Below are 25,586 nucleotides of genomic sequence, written 5' to 3' on the forward strand. Positions count from 1 at the left end.
GCGTCCTGACGCCCGCGCCCAGCGGGCTCGGCGCTGCGGGCCGCGCTCCTCGGAGGGTTCCTTATGCCCCGCGTCATCAAGCATTTCTCCTCCATCCTTGTGCTCCTTGTCATCGCCGGGTGTGCCGCTTCGGGCGGCGGGTGCTCCGGCTGTGGAATGACCCCCCTCCCCGCCGGCTTCAAGCCCGCGGACCGCATCGAGAACGCCGGCTCGGCGCGGCTCACGCAGTCGGGCATCGAGTTCCTCGAGCAGAACCTGGGCGTGCTCGGGCGCGCGCTGCTCGGCGGCGGGGACAGCGGCGTGATCACCTTCTCCATCCCGAAGTCCTCGGGCTCGGTGGCCGCCGGCATCGTCGATTACACCCTCTGTCCCGGCGGGGCCGATCCGGCGGCGACCCCCCCGGCGTGCGTGGCCGAGATCGACGCGGGGCGCGCGGCGCTGCAGATCCAGCCCAAGACGCCGCACAACCTGGTGATCCGGGGCCCTCTGCCGGTGCGGATGCAGCGGCTGCCCATCTTCCTCGACGGCGGCATCCTGGGCGAGAGCACCCAGTACGTCACCCTCAACGGCAACGACGCGTGCCCGCCCGACGAGCAGACCTTCACGAACATCGATGTCGAGGTCGACCTCTCGATCGAGATCGACGTGAACCCGCAGCACTCGCGGCAGGGCTACTCGCGCGTCAAGGTGAACCGGCTCTGGATCGACGAGGATCAGCTCGAATCGAGCCTGCACCTCGACTGCGGGGGCACGTGGGTGGGCGATGCCCTCGATTTCGTGAAGCCGATCCTCACGAGCTTCCTGGGATCCATGTCCGACGCGCTGAAGGGCCAGCTCGACCAGCAGCTCTGTCTGAAGGCCGATCCGGCGCTGGATCCGGCCTGCCCCGACGGCACGAACGCTATCGGCGGGGTCTGCCGTTACGGCACGCAGGCGACCGACGAGTGCGCCTCGATCCTGCTCGGCGTCGAGGGCCACCTCGACCTCGGCCGGCTGCTCGCGAGCATCTCCCCCGGCACCCAGGGCGGGTTCGACCTCCTGCTCGCCGGCGGCGGCATGGGCGAGCGCGACGACGGCTCGGATCTCGCGTGGGGCGACCTCAACCCCGTCGGCAACGGGGTCACCCTCGGCCTCTACGGCGGCGCCGAGCCGCTGCCGACCTCGAAGTGTGTGCCGCTGTCGGACATCGAGCTGCCCGCGGGCATTCCGATTCCGGATGAGCTCGTCGCCAACACCGTCTCCGGCTGGCCCGGCGACCTCCCCGGCCCGCATGTCGGTCTCGCGATCTCCGAGCGGTTCGCGAATTACGCCATGAACGGTCTCTACAACAGCGGACTGCTCTGCCTCGGGATCTCCACGGAGACGGTGCCTCTCCTCAACTCCGGCACGCTGGGGTTGCTCGCGGCGTCGGCCAAGGACCTCGCGCTCCAGCGCGAGTCGCAGCAGGTCGCGCTCGTCATCCGCCCGCAGGCGCCGCCGCGCGTCACCTTCGGCGACGGCACGGACGCCGTCGCCGATCCGCTGATCCGCATCCAGCTCGAGCGGGCGAGCTTCGATTTCTACATCTGGTCGCTCGACCGGTTCATCCGGTTCATGACCGCGACGTTCGATCTCGACGTGCCCATGAACCTCGCGGTCACCCCCGAGGGGCTCACGCCGGTGATCGCGACGATCGGGGTCACGAACGGCGAGGTGACGAACAGCGCGCTCCTCCGGGAGAACCCCGGGTCGATCGCGGAGGCGCTGGGCAGCCTCCTCGGCAGTCAGGTCGGGCAGCTGATCGGCAGCGGCCTGCCGGCGATCGACCTCGACGGGCCGCTCGCGCCGCTCGGGCTCTCGCTGATCCTCCCGGAGTCGGCCGAGGGGGCGGGCTCCCCCGGCCTGCGGAAGCTCACGAAGGGCCAGGACAACTACCTCGGCATCTTCGCGTCGTTCGCCACGGCGGCGCAGCAGCGCTCGATGCAGAGCGAGACCCAGGCCGAGCTGAGCCGCAAGGAGGTGCGGGCCGAGGGGCTCCGCCTGCCGACGATGACCCGCGACAACGGGCCCACGGCGCGGCTCGTCATGAGCTCGCCGCTCGACGACGGCACCCGGGTCGTCGAGTACTCGTACCGCGTCGACAGCGGCGCGTGGCGCCCGTTCACGCGCGAGCGCATCGTCGACCTGCGCGACGACTGGCTGCGGCTCCCGGGGCGCCACCTGATCTCGGTGCGATCGCGCGTCGCGGGCGACCCGCTGTCGCTCGATCCCACGCCGGCGACCGTGGAGATGGTGGTCGACGTCGATCCGCCGGTCATCTCGGTCGGCGCGGCGGTGGACGGGTGGGCGCCGCTCGAGGTGCGCGACGGGGTGTCGGACGCCGAGCGCGCGAAGGTGCGCGTGCGGCTCGACGGCGGGCCGTGGTCGGCGTGGTCGACGGCGGCGGAGATGCGGTCGGTGGACGTCGGCGGCGCCGCGGACATCGAGGTCGAGGCGGTGGACGAGGAGGGGAACCTCGGCACGGCGCGGCAGCCGATCCTCCGCGGCCGCTTCCCGGTCGACCCGTCGGCCGGCTGCGGCTGCGTCGTGGCCGGCGGCCCGGGCGACGGTCCGTCGGGCGGCCTCTGGCTCGGCCTCGCGGCCGCCGCGGCGATCGTGCGGCTCGCGCGGCGCGGCGGCGCCCGGCGCGCCGGCGGCCGCGGCGAGGCGCCTGCCCGCGGCGAGGCGCCTGCCCGCGGCGAAGCGCCCGCCCGCGGCGAGGCGCCGACGCGCGCGGCCCGGCGCGGCGCGCGCGGCGCGCTGGCCGCCGTCGCCGTCACCGCGCTCTTCGGCTCGCACGCGGGCTGCTCGTGCAGCGACGAGCCGGTCGTGGAGGACCAGAAATGCGTCGCGCCCGACTGCATGACGCTGGAGCACGGGCTCATCGGGGCCTACACCTCGGTCGCGGTCGCCGACGACGGGCGCACCGTCTGGGTCGCCGGCTACGCGGAGGCCGACTGGCGCAACGCGTTCCAGTGGGGCGACCTCGTGGTCGGCACGTGGGACGGCGAGGCCGTCGCGTGGGAGGCGATCGACGGCGTGCCCGCCGAGCCTCCGGTCGACGCGACCCGGTTCGACGCGAGCGGGTTCCGCGGGGGCCAGACCGAGCCGGGCGACGATGTCGGCCTCTGGACCTCGATCGCGATCGGCCCGGACGGCGAGCCGGCGGTGGCCTACTACGACCGGACCCACCGCGGGCTGAAGTTCGCGCAGAAGCAGGGCGACACGTGGGCCGTGAGCTCCGTGCAGCAGGCGCCGAACAGCGACATCGGCCGCTACGCGAAGCTCCTCTTCGTGAAGGGGCTGCCCGTCATCGCCTACCTCGCGATGGAGCCCGGCGAGGACGGCGCGGTCACGTCGAGCGTCCGGCTCGCGACCGGGGAGAGCGCCACGCCCGGGGAGGGCGCGTGGCGGTTCGAGGACGTGGCGACGGACGAGGCGACGCCGTGCCGCGCGTTCCTCTGCGGCGCGGGGACGACGTGCGTCCGGTCGACGGGGCGCTGCGTGAAGCCGCTCGCGAGCGGCGACTGCGCGCCGGCGTGCGCCTCGGGGCAGGCGTGCATCGACGACGACGACGGCGGCGCGCCGGCGTGCGCCGAGATCTCCGACGGGAACCGGACCGAGACGTACCCCGAGGCGATCGGCGACTACATCGCGATGGCCCCGGACGGCGCGGGCGGGTTCGGCCTGGCGTTCTACGATCGCATCCGCGGCGACGTGGTGATCGCGTCGCGAGCGGCGGGCGCGTGGGAGACGCGGATCGTGGACGGCGCGGCGCCGGACGGGACCGACACGGGCGACGTCGGCATGGGCGCGTCGCTGTTCATCGATCGCGCCGGGGACTGGCACCTCGCCTACGCGGACGGCCGCTCGGAGGGGCTGCGGTACGCGCGGGTGAAGGGCGGCGAGGAGGTCGAGGCGCCCGAGGTGGTGGACGACGGGCTCGGGATCGAGGGCGTCCCCTTCGCGGACGGGCAGCACCTCGTCGGCGACGACGCGAGCGTGTTCGTGACGGCGGCCGGGGAGGTGCGCATCAGCTACCAGGACGCGACGAGCGGGACCCTGCGGCTCGCGATCGGGACGAAGAGCGGCGACGGCCACAGCTGGCTCGTGCAGGAGATCGAGCAGGAGGGGTTCGCGGGCGCCTTCTCCCGGATCGTCGAGGTGGACGGGGAGCTGCTCATCGCGAACTGGTGGCGCGTCGGCGGCCAGACCACGAAGGGCGACGTGGCGCTCGTCGCCCCCTGAGCCCCGCCAGGCGCGGCGCCCGGCCCGCGACGGCGCGCGGCGCCGCGCGGGTCTCCGGCGGGAGCATGCGGCCGGCGGATCGCCCTTGATCCGGCGATCCGCCGACTGGCTATGCTCCGGTCGGCGCGACAAGGGCGCGGTGCGTCCTCTGCAAGGATGTGCAGGCACGGCGAAGCGCCACAGGAAAGGCTTGGACGATGAGAGCGACGGAACGGACGAGCAGCAAGGCGGTGAGCAACGCATCCCCTCCCCCCTCCGGCGGAGCGCAGGCCGAGATCGGCGCGCCGTCGCGGCGCGCCGCGCGCCGGCGGAGGCTCGGCATCCCCTTCCTGTGGATGCTCCCCGCCGCGTCGGCGGTCGTGGCGTTGCAGCTCGTCGGATGCTGGCCGCTGTCCTACTCCGAGGATTGCGAGGACGACCCCCGGTACTGCCCCTCCGGAGGGACCGGGACCGGCGGCAACGAGCCCGACCCGACGTGCGAGCCAGATCCGACCCAGGACGCGAGCACGGTGACGGAGCGGTGCGCGGTGTTCGCGCGCGCGGGCGCGGGGTCCGACGGCGACGGGACCAAGGCGCGGCCGTACGCGTCGCTCGCGGACGCGATCGCGAACGCGAACGGCAAGCGGGTGCTGGCGTGCTCGAGCGGCGTGTTCGAGGAGAGCGTCACGGTCAAGGCGCCGGTCGAGGTGATCGGCGGCTTCGACTGCACCGCGGACTGGACGTGGAGCGAGCAGGCGCGGAGCGCGATCGAGGGTCCCGCCGACGAGGTGGCGCTCACGCTGGCGGAGGACGCGGGCGGGGCGAAGGTCCAGAGCTTCACGATCCGCGCGGCCGACGCGACAAAGCTGGGCGGGTCGTCGATCGGCGTGGCGGTCGCGGACATCGAGGCCGAGCTCGTGCGCGTCGACGTGATCGCGGGCGACGGGATGAACGGCGGGCGGGGCGAGACGCCGACGAGCCCGCAGAACGGAGCGAGCGCGCCGGACGACGTCTCGGATACGTGCGACGGAACGGTCTACGGCGGCGTGCCCGGCGTGACGGTCTGCGACGACGGAGAGACGCGCGGCGGCGTCGGGGGGCTCGGAGGAAAGCCCGGGGAAGACGAGGGGCGCGGGCAGGACGGCACCGACGGCACGCCGCCGCCCGGAGAGAACCCCGCGGGGGCCGGCGTCGGCGGCGTCGGATACGGGCAGCCGGATGCGCTGACCAACTGCACGCGCGGAGGAGAAGGCGCGCCGGGCGAGAACGGCCAGACCGGCGCCCCTGGCAGCGGCACCATGCTGACGCTGGCCAGCGTCAGCGGGGGCGACGGCAAAGGCGGCACGAGCGGTGCGCGTGGTCAGGGCGGCGGCGGCGGCGGCGGCGCGAAGGCGGGGAAGTTCTGCGCGGCCGGCAACGGCGATTGGAACGACGGCAACGGCGCCAGCGGCGGCGGGGGCGGGGCCGGCGGCTGCGGGGGCAAAGGAGGGGGCGGCGGCAAGGCCGGCGGGTCGAGCATCGGCATCCTCAGCCTGGGGACCAGGCTGGCGCTGACCGAGGTGAGCCTCACGGTCGGCGTTGCGGGCCACGGAGGCACGGGCGGCGATGGAAGGCGCGGCGGCAACGGCGGCAACGGCGCCATCGGCGGCTCCCTTGAGGAGGATACGGGCCCGGGCGCCCGGAAGGGTTGCGACGGCGGCCCCGGCGGCCCCGGGGGCGACGGCGGCGCCGGCGGCGGCGGCCGGGGCGGCCACGCGGTGGGCATCGCCTACGCGGTCGCGCCGAGCGCGCCGGCGACGGTGCAGTTCGCCGAAGGCATGGCCGGCGAGGGCGGCCCCCCCGGGGTCGGAGGCGCGGAGATCAACACCGGCGCGCCCGGGGTGAGCGGCGCCTGCTGGGACTTCGCCACGAACACGACCTGCGCGCCGCAGTGAGCCGCAGCGCGGCGCCGTCACGCGCTCACAGCGAGCCGCAGCGCGGCGCCGTCACGCGCGCCGCAGTGAACGCAGCGCGGCCCCGTCACGCGCTCACAGCGACGCCGCGCCGATCTCCGCGATCGCGGGGCCGCTCACGCGCGCGCGCTCGGCGGCCACCAGCTCCAGGAGCTCCTGTCGGGTCGCCTGGCCGCTCTCGAGCAGCTCGCGCATCGCGCCGTCCACGTACCCCTTCGCGCGCGCCAGGCGGGGAGCGCTCTCCCCGCCCTCCCGCGCGATCAGCATGTCGTGCAGCATCCGCCTGAGCCCCGCCATCGCCTCGGTCTTCGAGCGCATCGCCATCACCTCGCCCGATCGGCCTAGCGGAGGCGGCGCGATCCGGCCAAGTTTTAGGCGCGCGGCAGCCTGCTCAGCGCGGCGTCCGCGGCCGCGCGCTCGATGCCCGCGAGCGCGACCCCCGGGCCCTTGCGCGGGACGAGGACCACGCGGCAGCGGCCGCGGGCCGCCGTCTCCACGTGGGACAGCCCGAAGTCGAGCGCCGCGCCGAACGCGAACACGAGCGCGCCCATGCCGAGCAGCTCGGGGGAGCCCGCCCGCGCGCCGTCGACGAGCAGCGACACGCCGAGGTACGTCCCCAGCCCCAGCGCCACGAGCCCCGCGTAGAGCCCGAGCCGCGGGTAGCGCACCTCGCGCGTCGCCCGGAGGAGCGACTCGACCGGGATGTACGTCTCCTGCTCCCGCAGCGTCCGGCCGAACAGCTCGGTCCGGCTCCGGACGGTCACGCCCCTCGGATGGATCTCCACCGCGGCCGGCCGGCGGTACCGCAGGAGGAACCGCCCCGCGAGCCGGGCGGCGTGCATCGCCAGCAGGATCCCGGTCGCCGCCAGCAGCACGAGCGCCACCGGCCCGCGCGGCGGCGGCGACAGCTCGCCCGCGAGCCGCCCCGGCGCCCGGCCATCGCCCTCCGCCCAGCCCTCGTCCCCGCTCGCTCCCGGCGCGGCGTCGCCGCCCGCGGCCGAGGCGCCCGGCGCGCGGCTCGGCCGCCGGCCGGGCGACGCCGCGTCGCGCAGCAGCGACCGCACGATCGGGTCGCGCACCTCGTCCACCAGCGCCGCGGCCTCGGCGCGCGCGTCCGGCGAGGCGCTCCCCCGCAGCGCGGCCGCGGCGATGATCGCACCCGCCCGGCCGAGCTGCGGCAGCGCGCCCTGGTCGGCGCGCCGCACCAGCGCGGCGACCGCCCGCCAGAGCCCCGCGGCGCGCTCGCCCAGCGCGGCATCCAGGGCGGTCAGCGCGTCGACCGAGGTGTACGTCGCCAGCCAGACGAGCGCCTCGGCCACGCGCCCCTCCGCGTCCGGCCCCTCGGGCGGCGAGAGGGCGACCCCGCGGGCGAGCAGCGTGGCGAGGAGCACCCGGGTCGCGCTCCCCGCGCCCTCGCTGGTGCCGCGCTCGAGCGCCCGGATCACGTTGCCGAACCGGGTCTCCGCGTCGGCGGCCGACAGGCCCGCGCGGTCCACGAGCTCCGCCAGGCCGCCCTCCAGGGTGGTCCGCCGCTCGTCCGCGGCGGCGAAGGCCGCCGTGTGGACGACCCGCGCGAGGTCGTCGCCATGGGGGTGTCCGGCAAGCTCATCGAGCACGGCGTGCGGAGAGTGATCGGGCGTCATCGGCGCGGGCTGGTCGGATTAACTGAACGCCGCCCCTTTGGCTAGTGTTCCGAGCGGCCCCGGAGGGTCTCCGCGCCCCCCGAGGCGCGCGCGACCGTCTTCCGCCCCGCGCGCCGCCCCTTCCCCGCCCGCGGCGCCGCGCCCAGCCGGCGCATCGCCTCTTCCGCGCAGCGCGCTACTTCCTCCGCGCGGCGGCCTGCTCCCGCAGCGCCTGCTCCACGAAGCCCATGATCAGCTTGAGCTGCCGGTTCGTGACGTGGAGCTTCGACCAGATGACCTTCCCGTCGGTGTTGAAGGTGACCTCGTCCACCACGTCGATGCGCGTGATCCCCAGGTTGATGGTGCGGATCGCGTTCAAGGTCCTCGTGAGCTCTTGCGCGTGAGCCAGCGCATCTTCAGCGGATTCGTCGCCCGCCGTGAGGGTCAGGTCGGCGCCCCCGTCCTTGGTCGGCGTGACCGTGAGCCGCATCCACGCGATGCTCTTCGGGAGCGCCTGGACCCCGCGGAAGGCGTTCGCCGGCGTGAGCAGGGAGATCACGATGCCCGCCGCAGACGATTTGTTGAAGCCTTTCATGGACTTCAACTTGGATAGTTGATTTTCTTCTTCAGCGGGAAGGACCACGAGCAGCCGCCGGTCCGGAACCAGCGCGAAGATGCGCTCGCTGCGGTCGGCGGTGGCCCGGGCGGCGGGGACGGGGGCGTCCTCGATCCACGAGCCGTTGGAGCGCCGGACGACGACGTCGACCGCCGCGCGCATGGCCTCCTCGGGCGCCCGGTAGTCCATGACGGCGACGACCTTGCTGGAGTCGCGGAGCTGCGGCCCGGCGATGAGGAGGTGGTCGATGTCCCGGATCGGGTCGACGGCGGTGTCCTGGAAGAAGGACTGCCACTGGGGGATGGTCGTCAGGATCCGGCCGAACCACTCGCCGAGCTCGTGGCTGCGCAGCCGGTCGCCGGCGATGAGCACCTGCACGTTCGGGTCCTTCGACGCGAGCTTGCCCGGCGCGCCCGCGGCGCTCAGCGGGGTGCGGAGGTTCGGGTGGTCGCTGTCGTCGCCCGTGCCCCCGTCCCCGGCCGCGTCCGGGCCCGCGTCGCCCGGCGGCCGGCGGCGCGGCGGCGGCGCACCCGCGTCCGGCGCCTCGGGCGCGGCGCTGGCCGAAGCCGCGGGAGGAGGCGGCGTGGACGGCGGCGTCGCGGGCGCGGCGGCGCCCGCGCCGCCGGGCGTCGCCTCGCCGCCGGTCGCGGAGGGCGCCGCCGCGACCGCGCTGGGATCGTCCGCGAGCAGATCGAGATCGATCGGGACGATGGTCTCGCCGGCGTCGTAGTCGGTCAGCTCGCCCCGCAGCGCGAACATCGCCTCGAGCCACGAGAACAGCGGGGTCGGCAAGAGGGGCAGGTGCAGGAGCAGCGCGACGGCGGCCGCGGTCGCCAGCGCGCGCCGCGAGGCGGCGCGGACGAGCGGGAAGACCCCGGCGCCCAGGCCCGCACGCCGGGCCGAAGTCGTGTTGTTCGAGCCACGCCCCGGGGTCCGTTCCGCCACGGCGGTACCCTAGCAGCACCCGTCCGAACGGCACCCGCACCGCGGACGGCGCGCGGGCCGCGCGTGCGCCCCACGTCGGGGCTGCGTGGCATGTCGTTCGCTCCGGCGATGCTCATGCGACGCCGCCTGCCCCGGCGCCCTCCGCGGCGAAACCCGAGGGACGCGCGCTCCGCAGAGAAGTGGATCGACACGTGAGTGACCAGGTACTAAGACCGCCGAGCCAACCCGACCCTACGGGTCGATCAAACGACCGCGAAGACCGGGATGGCCGGTCCTCGCCCAACGCTGTGGATGCGATGAACCGCTCTCAGGCGCCCCGCCCCCGCGGGCAGAACGACCCCGCACGATCGCACGGCAGCGGCAACGTCCGCACCGGCGGCGCGCGGAAGCCGCAACCCGCGCCGGACGCCGGCCGCTCCGCGGGCGGCGCCGCGCGCTCCTCGCTCGTCTCCAGCGCGCTCGGGTTCATCGCCGCGGCGGCCTTCGCCGGCACCGCGGCGTGGGCCAGCGGCTGCCAGGGCGAGGCGCCCCCGGGCCCCTCCACCGAGGGCAAGTCGCCGCCCGAGCGGACCTCGTCGCTCCCCCGCCCGTCGCCCACCTCGTCCGCGCGCGCGATCGCGTCGGCCGACGCCCCCAAGGAGGCGCCGAGCGCCGCGCCCTCGACGGCCCCGGAGCCGCCCGCGCCCGACAAGCCCTACACGGGTCCGCTGCTCGGCTCGATCGTGCCGCAGGCGGCGGTCTACCCGACGATGGAGTTCTCGAAGCAGCGGCTCGGCTACATCCGGCTCGGCAGCAAGGTGCCGGTCGATCCGAAGCCGATCAAGGGCGGCAGCTGCGCCAAGGGCTGGTACCGCCTCCTCGACGGCGGCTACGTCTGCGGGAGGTCGGCCACGACCGACCTGTCGAACCCGCAGGTGCGCCTCGGCATCACGGCGCCGAACCTCGACGACGTCCTCCCGTACAAGTACGCGTTCAACACGACGCACGGCACGCCGCTCTACCGCTCCGTCCCCTCGAAGGACGAGATGGCGCGCTACGAGCCGTACCTCGAGTCGTCGAAGCGCAAGAAGAAGGAAGAGGAGCGGCAGCGCGCCGAGGAGCTCTACGAGGAGACCGAGAAGGAGGTCGCCGCCGCGGCCGCGGCCGCCGCCGCGCGCCCTTCGGCGAGCCCCCCCGAGCCGGGCGCGACCCCGGTGGCCGCCGTCGCCACGGAGGCGTCTGCGGCGGAGGACAAGGCGGCGGCCGTCGCCGCGGCCGCGTCGCTCGGCATCATGGCCACGGCGCCGGTCGAGGAGGAGCCCGAGAAGCCCTGGTGGGAGAACGTCGACGAGAACGGCAGGCCGCGCAGCGTCACGCTCGCCGATCTCGACAAGGACTCCGACGCGACGGTCGCGAAGCGGATGGTGAAGGGCTTCTTCGTCGCGGTCGACAAGACCTTCGGGTGGAACGGCCGCAGCTGGTACAAGACCACCGCGGGGCTCGTCGCGCCGAGCGACCGCATGTACATCATCAAGCCGCCGTCCTCGCAGGGCATCGACTTCCCCGAGGGCGCGAAGTCGGTCGGCTTCATCCTCGCGAAGACGGCGAGCAAGTACCAGTTCGACGCCGAGATGAAGTCCGTCTCCGTGGCCGGCTCGCTCGAGCGCTTCGCCGCGTTCGGCCTCACGGGCGAGATGCACAAGCACAAGTCGGTCGTCTACCGGAAGACCACCGAGGGCTGGTGGATGAAGGGCGCCGACGGGACGTACACCGAGCTCGGCGCCCCGCCGCAGGACCTCGCGCCGGGCGAGAAGTGGATCGACGTGAACCTGTCGCGCAAGACGCTCGTCGCCGTCGAGGGCGACAGGCCCGTCTTCGCGGCGCTCATCTCCCCGGGCAGGCGCTCGAAGGACAAGAAGAAGGATCACCCGACGCACACGGGGGTGTTCCGCATCCGCGAGAAGCACATCGCGACCACGATGGACGGCGACGGAACGGTCGCGGGCGACCTGCCGTACAGCATCGAGGACGTGCCGTTCGTCGCGTACTACGACGGGTCGTACGCGCTCCACGGCGCCTTCTGGCACTCCAACTTCGGCCGGGAGATGAGCCACGGCTGCGTGAACCTCTCGCCGCTCGACGCGAAGAAGGTCTTCTTCTGGAGCGAGCCCAGGCTGCCCCGCGGCTGGCACGGGGTGTGGGCCACGCCGGAGAACCGCGGGACCCTCATCTCGATCCACGAGTGAGCGCGTCGCGATCGGGCTCGACCCTGGAGGCGGGGGGCCGCCGGCCGCTCCCGCGGGCGCCTGGCCGGCCGCCGAGCTCGGCGCTGGAAATCCGGGCAGGTCGTGTTCGGAACAGCTGGAACGGTCGCTTTGACAGGGCTCCCTCTTGACTCTGGAGCCCCCTTCGCACACTTGTGGAGCCGCCATGGACCAGTTCTCGGCGCACCTCGATCGCGGGTGGGATCTCGTCCAGCGCGGGGATACGCGCGGAGCAGAGGCGTCGGCCCGGCGGGCGCTCGAGCTCGATCCGAACTCGCCGGAGGCTCACAACCTGCTCGGCTTCGTCGCCGCCCTGGAGGGCGAGGGCGAGGAGGCCATCGAGGCGTATCGCCAGGCGATCGCCCTCGACGACACCTACCTGGAGGCGATGCTCAACGCCGCCGAGGTGTACATCCACCCGCTCGGCGATTTCGACCAGGCGATCGAGATGTGCGACCAGGCGCTCGACCTGGCCGAGGTCGACGAGGAGATCATCGACGCGCTCCTCCTCAAGTTCGACGCGCTGCTCGGCAAGGGCGATCTCGACGAGGCCGCGCAGGTCGCCGCCAGGATCCCCGACGGCCCGTACGACAACCCGAACCACACGTTCCTCGTGGGCCGCGCCTTCTACGAGATCGGCCAGGCTGACAAGGCCGCCGCGCTCATCGAGGAGGCGGCGCTCAAGGATCCGCGGCACGCCGAGGCCCACTACTATCTCGGGCTCATCCGCGACGAGCGGGGCGACGTCCGCGGGGCGACGCAGGCGTTCCTGCGCTCGCGCGAGCTCGACGTCGAGCTCGGCATGCCCCCCTGGGCGCCTAGCCGCGACGGCTTCATGACGCTCGCCCAGAAGACGATCGCCGCGCTCAACCCCGTGCTCCGGCGGTACGTCGAGGGCGCGGAGCTCTACATCTCCGACGTGCCCGGGATGGAGCTCGTGGCCGAGGGGGTCGATCCGCGCGCGCTGGTGCTCCTCGACGGTCTCAACGCCGACGAGCGCGAGCGGGGCCTGCGCGGCAGCGCCGAGGTCCACCCGTGCGCGCGGGTCTTCGTCTACGCCCTCAACGTCGCCCGCCTCGCGGGCAGCATCGAGGCGCTCGACCGCGAGATCAACCTCGCGCTCGAGCGCGAGATCACCGCGACGTTCCTCGAAGCCGAGCAGAGCGAGCGGACCGAGAAAGAGCTCAACTGACGCCCGCGGTCGTCAGCCGACGCCCGCGCGCGTGATCGGCCGCGCTCGGCGCCCGCGGGCGCGCCGAGCCGCTGCCGCTCGGCGCGTCGGAGGCTCGCGCGCGGGCGTCGGCTGACGACCGCGCGCGCCGCCTACTTCCACTTGACGGCGATCACCTCGGTGCTGATGCCGGGCGAGGAGCGGATGACCACGGAGCTCATCAGCCGGTGCACGGCGCCGAGCCCGACGCCGAGGCCCTGGCCGGGCATCCTCGGCGCGAGCCGCGCGGAGCTCGACGAGGACGGGCTGCGATCGCTCTTCGGCCCCACCTCCTCCAGGATCGTGAGCTTCGGGTCGATGCCGGGGCCGGAGTCGCGCACGATCACCTCGACGCCCCAGCGGCCGCTGCCCGCCAGCGCGTCCTCGCGGATCGCGCGGATGCTGATGCTGCCGCCGCCGCCGTGGCGCACGGCGTTCGACACGAGCTCGGCGATCGCGATCGCGAGCTCGTGCTGCGCGCGCTCCGAGAGCCCAGCCCAGCGCGCGATCTGCGCGCCCTCGGCCGCGCACGCGAAGCGATCCTCCTCGCGCGTGACGGGGATGCTGAAGACGGGCGGGCTGCGCTGCGTCACGAAGGGACCCTGTCGCGGAGCACCGCGACCACGCACGTCGCGTCGTCGAACGATTTCTTGTGGGCCTCGACGATCCGGCGCGCCATCTCCTCCGGATCGAGGTCGCGGAACGCGCCGAGATCGAAGCCGCTGGAGATTCCGTCCGAGTGCAGGAGGACGACATCGCCCGGCGCCACGGGGAAACGAAAGCTGCGGAGCCGCCGCACGCGCCGCCCGAGGATCCCGGCGGAGCAGAAGATCGGCATCGCCGTGCGCGTGATCGCCTTCATCGCGATGTTGCCGACGCCCGAGAACTCGAGCTCGCCGGCGGCCTCGTCGATGCGCAGGAGCGCCGCGGCCGCCCCGCGCGTCGACGCGAGCTGCTCCCCTGCCCCGGTCAACAGATCCTCGAGCGGCATCGACGCGTGGTCCTCCACGTAGCGACAGAAGGCGGAGGCCGCCTGCGCTGCGTGGGGACCATGGCCGAGCCCGTCCGCGAGGCCGATCAGCGCCCAGGATGACTGCCGGACCACCACCACCTCGTCGCCGGCGACCTCCTCGCCGGCCGCGACGCAGCACGCAGTCCCGATCGCGATCGTCATCCGAGGTACTTCCTGACCGTCACGGTCGTCCCCGCGCCGGGCGCCGTCTTGACATCGAACGCATCCATGAGCGCCTTCGTGCCGCGGAGGCCCGCGCCCATGCCGTGGCGCGAGCGGTACTTGCCGCTCAGGATCTCCTGCAGGTTCGAGATCCCGGGCCCGTGATCCTGCGCGATGATCTCGATCGCGCGCATCGGCGAGGTGAGCGAGCGGACGATGATCTGCCCGTTGCCCGCGTACCTCACGATGTTGCGCCCGAGCTCGGAGATCGCCGTGACGATCTTCGTCTGCAGGACGTCGCTGACGAGGTGCTCGATGCAGAGCTCGCGGCCCGCAGACCGCGCGCGCAGCACGTCCTCCTCGTTGCGCACGTCGATGGTGATCTCGCGCGGCGCAGGGGCGGCGTGATCGAGCTCGCCGAGCTCGGTGATGCACCGATCGAGCTGCGCCTGGTCGCGCACGAACAGCTTCACCCCGCGCTTGACCTCGACGAGCAGGCGCCTGAGATCGCCCTCGCGCGCGTAGAGCGGGTCGACCTTCGCCTGCCGAATGCCGCAGTCGATGACGCTCTTCCTCACCGCGGGCGAGAGGAACTGCGCCAGCACCGTCTCGATCTGATCCGTGATCGAGCGGCCGACGATCTGCGGAGACGACGGCACAGGGCCGCGCGCCGATTGCGGCGAGCTCGGCATGCGCGTCGACACCGGTCCACCGGACCGGCTCGACGGCGGCCCCGTGGCGCCGCCGCTGGAGGGCGGTCCGTCACGAGGAGGGATCTTCATGCGTCACCTCGTTCGTGAGCTCGGGCGGCATCAGGTCGTCCTCCGCAGACGGCGCGAGCATCTCGACGGCGCGCTCCAGGTTGAGCGCCGTCACGACGCCAGGGATCTCCAGATCCATCTCGACCAGGGCGATCGCGACCGCGGGGCGCAGGCCGCACACCGCCGTCCGGACGCCCATCAGCCGGGCCGTGAGCGCGATGTCACGGATGGCGCGGGTGAGATAGCTGTCGAGAATCTCGACACCGGAGAGGTCGACGATGAGGCCGCGGGGCGAGCGCGATTCGATCGACCCCGTCACGTCGTCGCGCAGCTGCTCGACCTGCCCGTCGGTTAGCCCGCCCTGCACCGAGACGATTAAATTCCCGAAGAGGCCCACGATGGGGACCCTACCCGCTTGCATCAAGTGGACGTCTCCTTCCTCGCGCTGAGCTGCAGCTGTGACGTGGTCATCGGACCGCTGCCCGACGGATCGAACGCGGCCCCTTGGCCGCCAGGGGTGAAAGGCTGTCCTGCCTGCTTCTCGTCGCCCTTGGCCGCGCCGCGGCGGCCGCCCATGAGGGACGAGAGCGTCGGCTTCTGGCCGGCGAGCGCCAGGCTCTCGCGCAGCGCGTGCTTGAGGTTGCGCGCGGCGCGCACGGAGCCGAGGTTGATGCCGAGCTCCACCATCGTCTGCGCGACCGCGGGCCTGACCCCGGTGATGCGACACCGCGCGCCGAGCAGCTCGACCGCCTTCATCAGCTTCATGAAATGGTCGGCCGTCCGCGTGTCGATCACCTCGACGCCCGTGACGTCGATGATGACGTAGCGCGACTGGCGACGGACGATCTCGTCGAGCAGCCGCTCCATGATCTGCGCGCTCCTCCGCGAGTCGACGACGCCGATGATCGGCAGCGCGAGGACGTCGTCCCAGAGCTCGAGGATCGGCGTCGAGATCTCGTCGATGGCGTAGCGGAGCCGCTCGACGAGCTCGCTCTTGGCGCTCTCGCTCTCGATCAGGTCGCGGTTCTTCGCCTCGAGATCCTCGATGAGGCGCTTCTTCTCGGTCGCGTCGCGGAAGACGGCGACGGCGCCGGAGATCGAGCCGTCCTTGCCCCGCATCGGGCTCGCGCTGACCGTGAGGAACAGCCCCGCCGCCGGGCCGGGATCGAGCCGCGCGTCGGCGAACGTCGGCGGCAAGCGGACCGAGCGCGGCTCGCCGTCGTCCGCCTGCGGCCCCGAAGCGGGGGCGAGGGTCGCCATGGCGTTGCCCGGCGCGCCCTGCGGCAGGCGCGCGAGCCGCGCGTCCTGCTCCGCGGGCTTCCTCACGAAGAGCTCGACCTGATCGACCGTCTCGCCGCGCAGGGCGCGCACGAGCGGGTGCTCGGACGCGGGCCAGGGCGTCGCCTGGTCGGGGAAGAACATCGTGGCCTCGCCGGGCCCCGGCTCGTTGTTCGAGGTGACGTCGAGGGACGCGCGGCCGAGCATGTGCTCCGCGGCCGGGTTGCGCATCAGGAGCTCGCCCTCGTGGTCCACGACGGCGACCCCGTCGGCCATGCTGTCGAGCACCAGCTTGAAGATGCCCGCTTGCCGCCGCAGCTCGTCCTCCGAGCGGGCCAGCTGCTCGCCGCGCTCGCGCGCCTCGCGCCTCGCCTGGTCGAGCTGCGCGGCCTGCTCCTTCGCCGCGCGCTCGCGCTCCTCGATCTGCAGCTCGAGCGTCGCGACGCGCTCCGTGAGCCTCGCAATCTCTTGGCGCAGAGCTTCTTCGCTCATCGCGAATTCTCCGTCGTGAGCCCGCGCTCGCCGTGCAGCGCGTCCCTCCGATGCGCGGCGCGGCGAGCCGCGTCGCAGGCTCGCCCGACGTCTGCGCGCCGGGAGCAGGAGACGCGCAGGCCGGACGAGGCGGCAGCGGAGGGCGCCTGGCGCTCCGTCGTCCTGTCCGTCCTTTGCACGCTCGTGACGCTCATGTCTTCTCCTCGCAGGGTGCCCTCTCCCGAACGGGGACCGTGTCCAGCACCAGTCGAGAAACACAGCTTATCGCCAACCGGGCAACCCACCGTCAAGCTTCGCGTCGGCGGTGCGTGTCGCTTGTGGCGACGGCATCCGCAGTCGCCCAGACGAGGTAGCCCGTGCCCGTACAACCTCGCTGTGCCCTGCGTCACGACGGACGCCGCCTGCCGCGCCGCAGCGCAGTCGAGCCCGTCCGCCGGCGACCGGCGGCTCCCCTCCTCGAAGGTGCGGATGAGAGGCCCGAGCGCACGTGGGCTCCTCGCGTGGGTTGCTCTGCGGCGGTGCGCGCGGGAGCGGGCGGGCGGCTCAGTCGCCGAGGCTCTGGCGCTCGCGGGCGCGCCGCCGCTTGGTCTTGCGCTTCGAGTCGGCCGGGCGCTGAGGGGCAGGACCGCTCTCGCCCGTGGTCGGCGCGCCGGCGTCCAGCCAGCGCCACAGCGCCATCTGGTCGGCCGTCGCGCCGTGGCGGATGGCGCGCTTCAAGATCTTCTTCGCGAGCACCAGCTTGCCGCACCGGGCGAGCGCGTGGGCATAGCTCGCGGCGATGTCGGCCTCGCCCGTCTGCGCCTCGGTGGCTTGCGCCAGGAGCGGCAAGGCGTCGTGGGGACGGTTCAGGGCGACATCGTAGAGGTGGCCCAGGTTGTGGGCGTACCACGGGTTGTCGGGCGCGATGGCCAGGGCGCGCTCGTAGGCGCGCGCGGCGTAGCGGTAGTTGCCGAGCAGCGACTGCGCGAGGCCGAGCACCGCCCACGCGCCATCGTCCTCCTCGTGGAACTGCAGCACGCGGCGCGCGAAGAGCGCGGCGCGCCACGGATCGTGCTCGACGCCCATCTCCGCGAGGTGGCGGTGCGCATAGAGCCACGGCTCGCTGCCGGGCGCCGTCGCGCGGGCCAGACGCGCGAGCAGCGGGAGAACCCTGTCCGCGTCGAGCTTGTCAGCAAGCGCTCGATCGATGTCCCGTCGAAGCCGGTCGATATCCTCCGCTCCACTGCGCGCCATCCCTTCCGTGATACGACCAGTGGGCGAGCTTGGCTAGCGCGTTGCGCGCGGGGAGGCGCCGCCTGGACGGCGTCGCACGCGAGCGCCCACCGACGTACGCCGGCGGGCGGTGTCTGGCACGCGCGGCGGCAGCGCGAAACGCCAGCGCGGAGCCCGGTCCGCCGCCTCGCCGCGGCGGACCGGCGCGCCCCGCGCTCAGGCGTCCTCGGTCACCTCTTCGGCGCTTGACGTGCGCTCCCGAGCCTGCTCCGCGCGCGCCTCCTTGCCCGCGATCGTCGCGCCGTTCAGCGCCGCCACGACCCGCGCGAGCTCGGCCTTCGGGACGCTGACGAACGCGTTGCGCTCGCGCACGCGGATGCGCCGGATGTCGCCCTTGGCCATCCCGGCCCGCTCGATGAGCGCGCGCTGGAAATCGGCCGCGCGCGCGCCGTCGCGGCGGCCGAGGTTGATGAAGACCTCGACGAACTCGCTGTCCGCCTCGTCGCGCGAGGGCTCGGCGCGCGGCGACTCGCCGGGCTCGCCGCTCTCGATCTCGACCGCGGGCTCGCCGAGGAGCGCGGGCGAAGCGCCGCTCGCGCGCTCGCGCTCGCGCTCGCCGCCGCGTGAGGCGGGCGAGCCGGGCGAGCCGGGCGGCGGGGACGGCGGCTCGCCGAGGATCGGCTCGTCGTCGCCCTCCTCCTCCGGCGGCTGCCACATGGTGAAGTCGGCGTGGCGGGAGAACGGCTGGCCCTGCGCGCCGCCGCGGCCGGGCGCGGCGGCGACGCCGGCCGCGGCGGGGCCGCGGCGCGCCGACAGCAGCGTCGCGGTGCCGGGCCGATCGCGCAGGCGCTCCGCCGGGCCGCGGCCGGGCGCGCCCTCGCCGCGCGGCGGCTCGATCCGCATCAGCGGCTCCGGCCGCGTGAGCGGCTCGACCGAGACGGGCCCCTCCTCGCGCGCCCTCGCCACCTCCGGCCGGCGCGGCTCGAGCCGCGCGTCGTCCCCGGCCGGCGCGTCCGCGCCGCGGGGCCCGCGCCGCCCCTCATCCCGCCGCAGGCGCAGCGACCTGCGATCGCGGTCCCGCCCGCGGTCCCGATCGCCCTCGCGCGCGACCTCGCGCTCGCTGCTGCGCTCCGTCTCCGGCGAGCGCGGGTCGACCGAGTCGGCCGCGCGCGGGATCGCGCCCTGCGACGGGCGCCCCTCGCCCCGCGCGCTCGCGCCCCGCGCCGCGGGCTCGGGCCTGGTCGAGGGCTCGGCGCCCTCGCGCGCCGCCGCGCGCGGCTGCTGGGCGCGCCGGGCGGCGCTCGCCTCCTCCTGCGCCGTCGGCCGCGCGCCGAGGTGATCGCGCAGGAGGCCCGCCACGATCGCCTCGGCCTGGTCGTGCGTGAGCAGCCGGCGCGCGAGCGAGAGGTCGTCGGGGTGCGTGCCCTTCGGCAGGAACGCCTCGGCGAGCATCGCGACGAGGTCGGCCTCGGCGCGCGTCTTGAGCTCGCCCTCCGTGGGCAGCTGCTTCTCGAGCGGCCGGATCTTGTACGTCAGCCGGAGGATGTAGAGCGGCCCGACGTCCTGCGGCGTGATCAGCGCGATCGCCGTGCCGGTGCGCCCCGCGCGGCCGGTGCGGCCGGTGCGGTGCACGTACGCCTCGGCGTCCTGCGGGAAGTCGTAGTTGATGACGTGCGTGAGGTGCGAGATGTCGATGCCGCGGGCCGCCACGTCGGTGGCGACGAGGAAGCGCAGGCGCCCCTCGCGCGTCGCGCTCATCACCTTCTCGCGATCGGACTGCGGCAGATCGCCGTTCAGCCAGTCGGCGTCGTAGCCCTGGCGCTTCAGCGCCGCGGCGACCGTCTCCGTCTCGTCCTTGGTGTTGCAGAAGACGACCGCGTTCTCCGGGTTCTCGACCTCGATGATCCGGATCAGCGACGTCAGCTTGTCGCCCGTGATGAGGTAGACGTAGTGCTGGATCTGGAGCGCGCCGACCGCGTCGCCGGAGAGGGTGATGAACTCGGGCGAGCGCAGCTTGCTGCGCGCGATGCGCTCGATGTCGGGCGGGAGCGTCGCCGAGAACAGGAGCGTCTGCCGCTCCGGCGGCAGCTCGGCGAGGATCGCGGTGAGCTCGCGCTCGAAGCCCATCGAGAGCATCTCGTCGCACTCGTCGAGCACCAGCAGCCGGATGTGCTTGGCGACGATCGTCCCGCGGCGCAGGTGGTCGAGCACGCGGCCCGGCGTACCGACGATGACCTGCGCGCCGGCGGCGAGCGCGTCGATCTGCCGCTGCATCGGGGCGCCGCCGTACACGGCGACCACCTTGACGCCCTTGCGCTTGCCGAGGCGCTCGACCTCGGCGGAGACCTGGAGCGCGAGCTCTCGCGTCGGGCAGAGCGCGAGCACCTGCGCCTGCGCGAGCGAGCGCTTCACGGCGTGGTCGACGATCGGGAGCCCGAAGGCCGCCGTCTTGCCGGTGCCGGTGCGCGCCTGCACGACCGCGTCGCGCCCGCGTGTGACCGGCTCCCAGACGGCGAGCTGCACCGGCGTCGGGTGGACGTAGCCAATCTCCGCGAGCGTCTCGCGCAGCTCGGACGACAGGGGCAGCACATCAAAGGTGGGCAGCGGCTGGGGCTTTTCGCCGGTCTGCGCTTCACCCGCCACTGCGGCAGGGGGAGAAGGAACGGTCATGTCGGTCATATCGTCCTGCGTGATCGCCGCGTCGGGGTATTATCTCGGGGACACGGGCCCAAGCTGGCCATCGACGATCGCCCGGACCCGGCGCCGTAGCGGAGCCAGATCGCCTGCCTCGCGCCGCGCTGCGTGCTCCTCCGCATAGCGGAGCCGCTCGATGGCGTCGAGAGCGCGCTCGTTCTCGGCGGAGCCCCGGCACGAGGCGGCGACTCCGTCCCGGTAGGTCCACGCCGGGGCGAGCGTGCTCCGGAACCGGGCGAGGGCGGCGTCCTCCCCGTCGGTCCCCGGGGCGGCCTCCCTGGCCCGCTCGACGGCCCGGACGAGCGCCAGGAGGCCCTCCTCGCAGCTCCCGTAGGGCGACGGCGCGGCCGGCAGGAAGAAGACCTGCCGGATCACCTGGAGGGTGCACGAGACGATGATGAGCGCGGCGAAGCTGTAGTAGGCGACCAGGGCGACGCGCCGGCCGCGGGCGCGAGGCCCGCCGGGGCGCCGCCGCCCGCCGGGCGATCGCGCCTCGGTCCCTGGCGCGGCCGGGGCGGGGGCGATGGGCGCGGGAGCTTGGGCGGGCATGAGAGCAGCGATTCCTTGGGCGGGATGGGGGGCGCGGGCGCCGGCGCGGCGATGGCCGGCGGCCGCTCCTCGTCTCAATTCGTTGTGGTTCGCTGGCCGGGGAGCCTTGTCGCCGGGCCCGGCCACCGCGGGTCGGGCTCCGCTTCCGCGGTCCCTTCCGTGCGGGCCAGTGCTATCACCTCGCCGCGGGCGCGACGAGATGCTGTTGGACGGGAGGAGCAGCGCGAGGTGACCGAGACGACCGCGCCGCGCCGCGCCGCCCGCCGCCCCGCCGCGGCGCTCGCCGCGCTGGCCCTCGTCCTCGGCCCGCCGCGGGCCGCGCCGGCCCAGCCGATCCAGGACAACGCGTACACCATCGACCTCTTCCAGGGGCCGATCCTGGCGCCGCTGCGCGTGACCGGGATCGCCGGCGCGTACGCCGCCTACGCCGAGGGGATCGCCGGCATGGTGGCCAACGCCGCCGCGCCCGCCGTCCGGGAGCCCTTCAGCGTGAAATGGCTCGAGTGGGACGTCGCCGCGTCGATCTCGCTGCCCATCGAGCTCTTCGGGGACAACGATTTCGACAACAACGACTTCGACAACAGCGGCGACCTCGACCTCGACTACTCGAACTTCGTGTACCTGACCCTCGGCGGCCAGCTCCAGGCGGGCGATTTCGGCCTCGGGGTCAACGCCGAGCTGCAGCGGTACTCGCTCGTGGACGACCGCGGCGCCGAGACCACGGTCGTGACCGGCAAGTACCACTTCCTCGGCGGAGCCCGCCTGCTCGGCGACGCGGTCGTGCTGGGCGCCGGCGCCCGCGCCGTGACGCTCGGCCTCGGCGCGGAGCAGACCAACCTCACCATCGCGGGCATCTCCCCGGAGCTCGGGGTGCTCGTCCGCCCTGACTGGGCCTCCTACCGGGTCGGCGCGACGTTCCGCTTCCCGGTGAACGGGGGCCGGCTGCTCGGCGAGGGGGTGGTCACGGACGGGAAGGTCCGCCGCGCCGGCGGGCTGATCCTGCCGAACGAGGTCGTCCTCCCCTGGGAGCTCGAGCTCGGGCTCGCCGTGCAGGTGGGGCCGCGCCCCCTGAACCCGGCGTGGATCAACCCGCGCGAGCAGGAGCGGGAGCTCCGCGAGGCGATCGCGCGCAGGCGGGCCGAGCGGGAGGCGCGGCGGGAGCGCGAGCTCGCCGGGATCGCGGACCCGGAGGAGCGCGCCCGGCGGGCGCGGATCTTCGCGCTGGAGGGCGCGCGCGAGCGCGAGGCCGACGAGCGCGAGCTCGCCGCCGGGCCGGACCTGCTCGAGAAGGAGCGGCGCGCCCGCTACTGGAACTGGCCGCGCGAGCACCTGCTCATCACCGCGGAGCTCCTCGTCACGGGCGCGGTCGCGAGCGGGGTGAGCCTCGAGCATTTTCTGGCGCAGAACCTGCCGGAGAGGGCCGACGACGACTCGGCGGTGGGCGCGTCGGGCGCGCACGTGAGCTTCTCGCCGCGGTTCGGGATCGAGACGGAGCCGATCCCGGGCCGCGTGCACACGCGGTTCGGGAGCTACTACGAGCCGAACCGCTCCAACCGCCTGGGGCGCGGGAGCGTGGGGCGGCAGCACTTCACCTTCGGCGCGGACATCCGCGTGCTGACGACGACCTTCTGGGGGCTGATCTCCGAGGCCGCCTACACGCTGCAGGCGTCCATGGACGTCGCGCCTCGCTACGAGAGCGTGAGCGCCGGCATCGGCGTGTGGCACTGAGCGCCGCGGCTCACGCCGACAGCACGCGGCGGCGGTGCTCGGCGAGGAGCACGCGGAGGTGGCTCATCCGGGCGGGGTCGCGCCTGCCGAACTCGTCGAGCGCCGCGGCGACCGCGACCGGCGCGCCGCCGCGCGGCTCCTTGCGCAGCGCCCGCGCCGCCAGCGCGAGCGCGCGCGGGCGCAGCACCTCGTCGATGCAGAGCCGCACGGGGGGCGGCCGCCACGCGGCGTCGCGGTAGCCCCCGGGCGGCGGGGGCTCCGCGGCCGACGCGAGGCCGTCCGCCTTGGCCTGCATGGCCGAGAGGATCTCGCGCTCGATCGCGCTGCCCTCCTCGCGATCGCCGGCGCGCTCGATCGTGAAGATCGCGTGGGGCGCGCCGCGCCGCGCGGCGCCGAGCCAGTCCTTGCGCCAGCGCACCGCCGTGGCCCGGCTGATGACCGCCTCGCCGCGCGCGACGAGGCCCGTGAAGGCGCTGAGCATCAGCACCTCGAACGGCGAGAACGCCTCGTGGCCCTGCGCCCCGACGAGGCGCGAGAGGTTCGCGGCCACGACCGGGAGCCCCGCGTCGATCGCGTCCGAGGAGCAGAAGAGCGTCGAGCCGGCGCTCGTCGGGCGGAACTCCGTCAGGCTCACGCCCTCGCCGGCGCCGTACCACCCGAAGAGCGTGCTCACGGTGCCCCAGCGGGCGCCGTCGGCGGAGCAGTACGACCACGTGGTGCCCCAGAGCTCGAAGAGCGAGCGCACGATCCACCGCGCGAGCCTCGCGCCGAGCCACAGGATCGCGGCCAGGAGCGCCGCGGAGGCGAGGGAGCTGTCCGCCGACTCTGCGAGGCCGGTCAGGAGCAGCGCGTAGAGCGCCGAGTACGCGAGCAAGAGGCCGCTCGTGATCGCGCTCAGGAACAGCTCGATCCGCGGCGACGCGCCGCGCTTCTCGGAGCGTCGCCACACGGCGCGATGGGGGGGCTCGCCGCAGCGGGCGCAGGGGTCGGCGGCGCCGCATCGCCGTCGCTTTCCGCAGCCGAGGCAGATGTCGTTCGGGGGCAACCGGCTTGGCATCGGTGATCCAGAATAGTGGCGCATCCGCGCTCCGCCGCCATGCCTTGGGCCGCCGCGCGGCCGGGCGCCCACGGTTTCGCACACGCGCGCAGGCCGAGACCGCGCGCCTGTCCGCTTCGGGCTTGTCGTCGCGCGCCGGACGGCGCATCGAGTCGCGCATGCCCCGTCGCCGGCTCCGCATGGTCGCTGTCCTCACCCTCGCTTCCCTCGCCCTGCATCAAGGAGTCGCCCTCGCGCAGCCGGCGCCGCCGCCGGCGCGACCGGGCCAGCTGCCTCAGGGGCGGCCGGGCCAGCAGGCCCCCGCGGGCGCCGCCGCGCCCCCCCCGGCCGCAGCCCCGGCGCCCGCGGTGACGCCGCAGCGCATCGAGGTGAACGACCCCGCGCTCGCGCCCGTCCCGCCGGCGGCGCGCACGCTCGCGAGCTGGAACGAGGCGCGCGCGATCATCGAGCAGCGGTCGGTCGATCTCGTCGTCGCCGTGCAGGAGGTCGCCCGGGCCGAGGGGAGCGCGCGGCGGGCGCTCGCCCAGGCGCTGCCGAACCTCGACGCGAGCGGCGAGCTGAGCCGCCTCCTGGCGCCCGGGGGCGCGGACGCGCCGACGCGGGCGGCGGCGTCGATCACGCTCCGGCAGCCCATCCTCGCGCCGCGCGCCTGGTACGGCATCGGCACCGCCGACCTCGCGGTCGAGGTCGCCAAGCTGAGCCTCGAGGACCGGCGCCGCTTCACGCTCGTCGCGGTCGCGGACGCCGTCGTCTCCATCGTCACGACCGAGCGGCTCAGCGAGGTCAACCGCGTCGGGCTGCGCAGCGCGCTCGAGCTGCTCGAGCTCACGCGGCGGCGGGAGCGCCTCGGCACCGGCACCAAGCTCGACGTCGTCCGCGCGGAGCAGGACGTCGCGCTCGCCCGCGCGACGCTCGTGTCCGGCGACGAGTCGCTGCGCAGGGCGCGCGAGGCGCTCGGGGCCGCGCTCGGCCTGAAGGGCGAGGTCGGCGTGCCGCAGGAGTTCTCGCTCAACGGGATCGCGACGGAGCTCGGGTCCCAGTGCACCCAGACGCGGACGGATCAGCGCGCCGACGTCCGCGCCGCGCGCGCCGAGCTGGAGCTCGCCGAGCGCGGCCTCACCGACGCGAAGCTCGCGTTCGCTCCGTATGCCGAGGTGTCGAGCACGCTGGGGGCCGAGACCTACTTCGGCGGCACCGCCGTCGGCGGCGTCGGCGGCGTCGGCGGCGTCGGCGACGCCGGCGACGCCACGCGGTCCGGCTGGTCGTGGTCGATCCGCGCGGTGCTCACCGTGCCCATCTGGGACGGCGGGGCGCGCTACGGCGATCTCCGGATCAACCGGGCGGCCGTGGAGCAGCAGCGGGCCCGCCTCGGCGCGGTGGAGCGCTCGGCCGAGCTCGAGTCGACGCAGGCGGTCCGGAGCGTCGAGGTCGCCGAGCAGGCGCGCGCGGTCGCCGAGCAGTCGCGCGACCTCGCGCGCGAGACCGCGCGCCTCACGCAGGTCGCGTACGAGGCCGGCACCGTGACGAGCTTCGACCTCGTCGAGTCCAGCCGCAGGCAGCGCCAGGCCGAGATCGACCTCGCGGTGCGGGAGTTCGAGGTGGTGAAGGCGAAGATCTCGGCGCTGCTCGCGTCCGCTTCGTGCAAGTGACCGTTCGTGCCAAGGACCGCGCGCGGAGAGGAATGCAGCGGACCGAGGTGATGCGCGCCGCGTCGCGCGCGTCGCGCGCGTCACCAGCGCGGCGGACGATGCGGCGCGCCGCCCCGGGTGGGGGTTGTGCCGAGCGACCGCGCGAGTAGGCTACGCGCC

Annotated in this window: 18 protein-coding genes; 6 read left to right on the plus strand and 12 right to left on the minus strand. The window is 74.3% G+C overall.

From position 1 onward, the window contains the following. Positions 1-156 precede the first annotated feature (156 nt). Positions 157-4,266: a hypothetical protein gene (locus WME83_RS21850; RefSeq protein ID WP_437321222.1), complete on the plus strand. Its 4,110-nt coding sequence runs from the start codon at positions 157-159 to the stop codon at positions 4,264-4,266. A 197-nt stretch (positions 4,267-4,463) separates the two neighbouring features. After that, on the plus strand, positions 4,464-6,179 hold the full coding sequence (locus WME83_RS21855; RefSeq protein ID WP_437321223.1) for a hypothetical protein: 1,716 nt from the start codon (positions 4,464-4,466) through the stop codon (positions 6,177-6,179). 93 nt (positions 6,180-6,272) lie between these two features. On the opposite strand, the gene WME83_RS21860 is transcribed toward WME83_RS21855, so the two are convergent. The 3 genes from WME83_RS21860 to WME83_RS21870 all read right to left on the minus strand — a co-directional run bounded on the left by WME83_RS21860 (position 6,273) and on the right by WME83_RS21870 (position 9,380). Continuing rightward, positions 6,273-6,515: a hypothetical protein gene (locus tag WME83_RS21860; RefSeq protein WP_237245524.1), complete on the minus strand. Its 243-nt coding sequence runs from the start codon at positions 6,513-6,515 to the stop codon at positions 6,273-6,275. Positions 6,516-6,568: 53 nt separating this feature from the next. After that, the gene (locus tag WME83_RS21865; protein WP_437321224.1) at positions 6,569-7,840 is read right to left on the minus strand and encodes a hypothetical protein; all 1,272 of its coding nucleotides are present in this window, start codon (positions 7,838-7,840) and stop codon (positions 6,569-6,571) included. 175 nt (positions 7,841-8,015) lie between these two features. Next, positions 8,016-9,380: a hypothetical protein gene (locus WME83_RS21870; RefSeq protein ID WP_437321225.1), complete on the minus strand. Its 1,365-nt coding sequence runs from the start codon at positions 9,378-9,380 to the stop codon at positions 8,016-8,018. Positions 9,381-9,676: 296 nt separating this feature from the next. On the opposite strand from WME83_RS21870, the gene WME83_RS21875 reads away from it, so the two are divergent. Continuing rightward, entirely contained in the window at positions 9,677-11,605 is a 1,929-nt protein-coding gene (locus WME83_RS21875) for a L,D-transpeptidase family protein (RefSeq protein WP_437321226.1), read from the plus strand. A 184-nt stretch (positions 11,606-11,789) separates the two neighbouring features. Further along, positions 11,790-12,815 (plus strand): tetratricopeptide repeat protein, encoded by a 1,026-nt coding sequence (locus WME83_RS21880; RefSeq protein ID WP_020736297.1) that lies wholly within the window; start codon positions 11,790-11,792, stop codon positions 12,813-12,815. 131 nt (positions 12,816-12,946) lie between these two features. On the opposite strand, the gene WME83_RS21885 is transcribed toward WME83_RS21880, so the two are convergent. The 8 genes from WME83_RS21885 to WME83_RS21920 all read right to left on the minus strand — a co-directional run bounded on the left by WME83_RS21885 (position 12,947) and on the right by WME83_RS21920 (position 20,993). Continuing rightward, positions 12,947-13,426: an ATP-binding protein gene (locus WME83_RS21885; RefSeq protein WP_437321227.1), complete on the minus strand. Its 480-nt coding sequence runs from the start codon at positions 13,424-13,426 to the stop codon at positions 12,947-12,949. After that, positions 13,423-14,007, minus strand: a complete 585-nt coding sequence (locus tag WME83_RS21890; protein ID WP_061628163.1) for a SpoIIE family protein phosphatase — start codon at positions 14,005-14,007, stop codon at positions 13,423-13,425. The genes WME83_RS21885 and WME83_RS21890 overlap by 4 nt, the downstream gene beginning before the upstream one ends. Next, entirely contained in the window at positions 14,004-14,789 is a 786-nt protein-coding gene (locus tag WME83_RS21895) for an anti-sigma regulatory factor (protein ID WP_437321228.1), read from the minus strand. The genes WME83_RS21890 and WME83_RS21895 overlap by 4 nt, the downstream gene beginning before the upstream one ends. Continuing rightward, entirely contained in the window at positions 14,770-15,165 is a 396-nt protein-coding gene (locus WME83_RS21900; protein WP_020736301.1) for an STAS domain-containing protein, read from the minus strand. Before WME83_RS21900 ends, WME83_RS21895 begins: the two co-directional genes overlap by 20 nt. Before the next feature lie 23 nt (positions 15,166-15,188). Beyond that, a complete protein-coding gene (locus tag WME83_RS21905) occupies positions 15,189-16,538 on the minus strand; it encodes an STAS domain-containing protein (protein ID WP_437321229.1) in 1,350 nt (449 codons plus the stop codon). A 543-nt stretch (positions 16,539-17,081) separates the two neighbouring features. After that, a complete protein-coding gene (locus WME83_RS21910; RefSeq protein WP_437321230.1) occupies positions 17,082-17,771 on the minus strand; it encodes a hypothetical protein in 690 nt (229 codons plus the stop codon). 195 nt (positions 17,772-17,966) lie between these two features. Then, positions 17,967-20,420: a DEAD/DEAH box helicase gene (locus WME83_RS21915; RefSeq protein ID WP_437321231.1), complete on the minus strand. Its 2,454-nt coding sequence runs from the start codon at positions 20,418-20,420 to the stop codon at positions 17,967-17,969. 39 nt (positions 20,421-20,459) lie between these two features. Next, positions 20,460-20,993: a hypothetical protein gene (locus WME83_RS21920; RefSeq protein ID WP_437321232.1), complete on the minus strand. Its 534-nt coding sequence runs from the start codon at positions 20,991-20,993 to the stop codon at positions 20,460-20,462. Between the two features lie 228 nt (positions 20,994-21,221). Here WME83_RS21920 and WME83_RS21925 point away from each other — a divergent pair, with 228 nt between their 5' ends. Further along, the gene (locus tag WME83_RS21925) at positions 21,222-22,721 is read left to right on the plus strand and encodes a hypothetical protein (RefSeq protein ID WP_437321233.1); all 1,500 of its coding nucleotides are present in this window, start codon (positions 21,222-21,224) and stop codon (positions 22,719-22,721) included. 10 nt (positions 22,722-22,731) lie between these two features. On the opposite strand, the gene WME83_RS21930 is transcribed toward WME83_RS21925, so the two are convergent. Continuing rightward, a complete protein-coding gene (locus WME83_RS21930) occupies positions 22,732-23,670 on the minus strand; it encodes a hypothetical protein (protein WP_437321234.1) in 939 nt (312 codons plus the stop codon). Positions 23,671-23,936: 266 nt separating this feature from the next. Between WME83_RS21930 and WME83_RS21935 the strand changes: the two genes are divergently transcribed. Then, positions 23,937-25,427, plus strand: coding sequence for a TolC family protein (locus tag WME83_RS21935; protein WP_437321235.1), 1,491 nt, complete (start codon positions 23,937-23,939; stop codon positions 25,425-25,427). Positions 25,428-25,586: the final 159 nt, after the last annotated feature.

Source organism: Sorangium sp. So ce385, assembly GCF_051474135.1.
In the GTDB taxonomy this organism is placed as follows: Bacteria; Myxococcota_A; Polyangia; order Polyangiales; family Polyangiaceae; genus Sorangium; species Sorangium cellulosum_D.

What these genes read in the sequence shown, in the direction of transcription:
- WME83_RS21850 (WP_437321222.1), top strand. Translation starts at nt 157, where the DNA reads ATGACCCCCCTCCCCGCCGGCTTCAAGCCCGCGGACCGCATCGAGAAC.
- WME83_RS21855 (WP_437321223.1), top strand. Translation starts at nt 4,464, where the DNA reads ATGAGAGCGACGGAACGGACGAGCAGCAAGGCGGTGAGCAACGCATCC.
- WME83_RS21860 (WP_237245524.1), bottom strand. Translation starts at nt 6,515, where the DNA reads ATGCGCTCGAAGACCGAGGCGATGGCGGGGCTCAGGCGGATGCTGCAC.
- WME83_RS21865 (WP_437321224.1), bottom strand. Translation starts at nt 7,840, where the DNA reads ATGACGCCCGATCACTCTCCGCACGCCGTGCTCGATGAGCTTGCCGGA.
- WME83_RS21875 (WP_437321226.1), top strand. Translation starts at nt 9,677, where the DNA reads ATGAACCGCTCTCAGGCGCCCCGCCCCCGCGGGCAGAACGACCCCGCA.
- WME83_RS21880 (WP_020736297.1), top strand. Translation starts at nt 11,790, where the DNA reads ATGGACCAGTTCTCGGCGCACCTCGATCGCGGGTGGGATCTCGTCCAG.
- WME83_RS21890 (WP_061628163.1), bottom strand. Translation starts at nt 14,007, where the DNA reads ATGACGATCGCGATCGGGACTGCGTGCTGCGTCGCGGCCGGCGAGGAG.
- WME83_RS21895 (WP_437321228.1), bottom strand. Translation starts at nt 14,789, where the DNA reads ATGAAGATCCCTCCTCGTGACGGACCGCCCTCCAGCGGCGGCGCCACG.
- WME83_RS21905 (WP_437321229.1), bottom strand. Translation starts at nt 16,538, where the DNA reads ATGAGCGAAGAAGCTCTGCGCCAAGAGATTGCGAGGCTCACGGAGCGC.
- WME83_RS21910 (WP_437321230.1), bottom strand. Translation starts at nt 17,771, where the DNA reads ATGGCGCGCAGTGGAGCGGAGGATATCGACCGGCTTCGACGGGACATC.
- WME83_RS21915 (WP_437321231.1), bottom strand. Translation starts at nt 20,420, where the DNA reads ATGACCGTTCCTTCTCCCCCTGCCGCAGTGGCGGGTGAAGCGCAGACC.
- WME83_RS21920 (WP_437321232.1), bottom strand. Translation starts at nt 20,993, where the DNA reads ATGCCCGCCCAAGCTCCCGCGCCCATCGCCCCCGCCCCGGCCGCGCCA.
- WME83_RS21935 (WP_437321235.1), top strand. Translation starts at nt 23,937, where the DNA reads ATGCCCCGTCGCCGGCTCCGCATGGTCGCTGTCCTCACCCTCGCTTCC.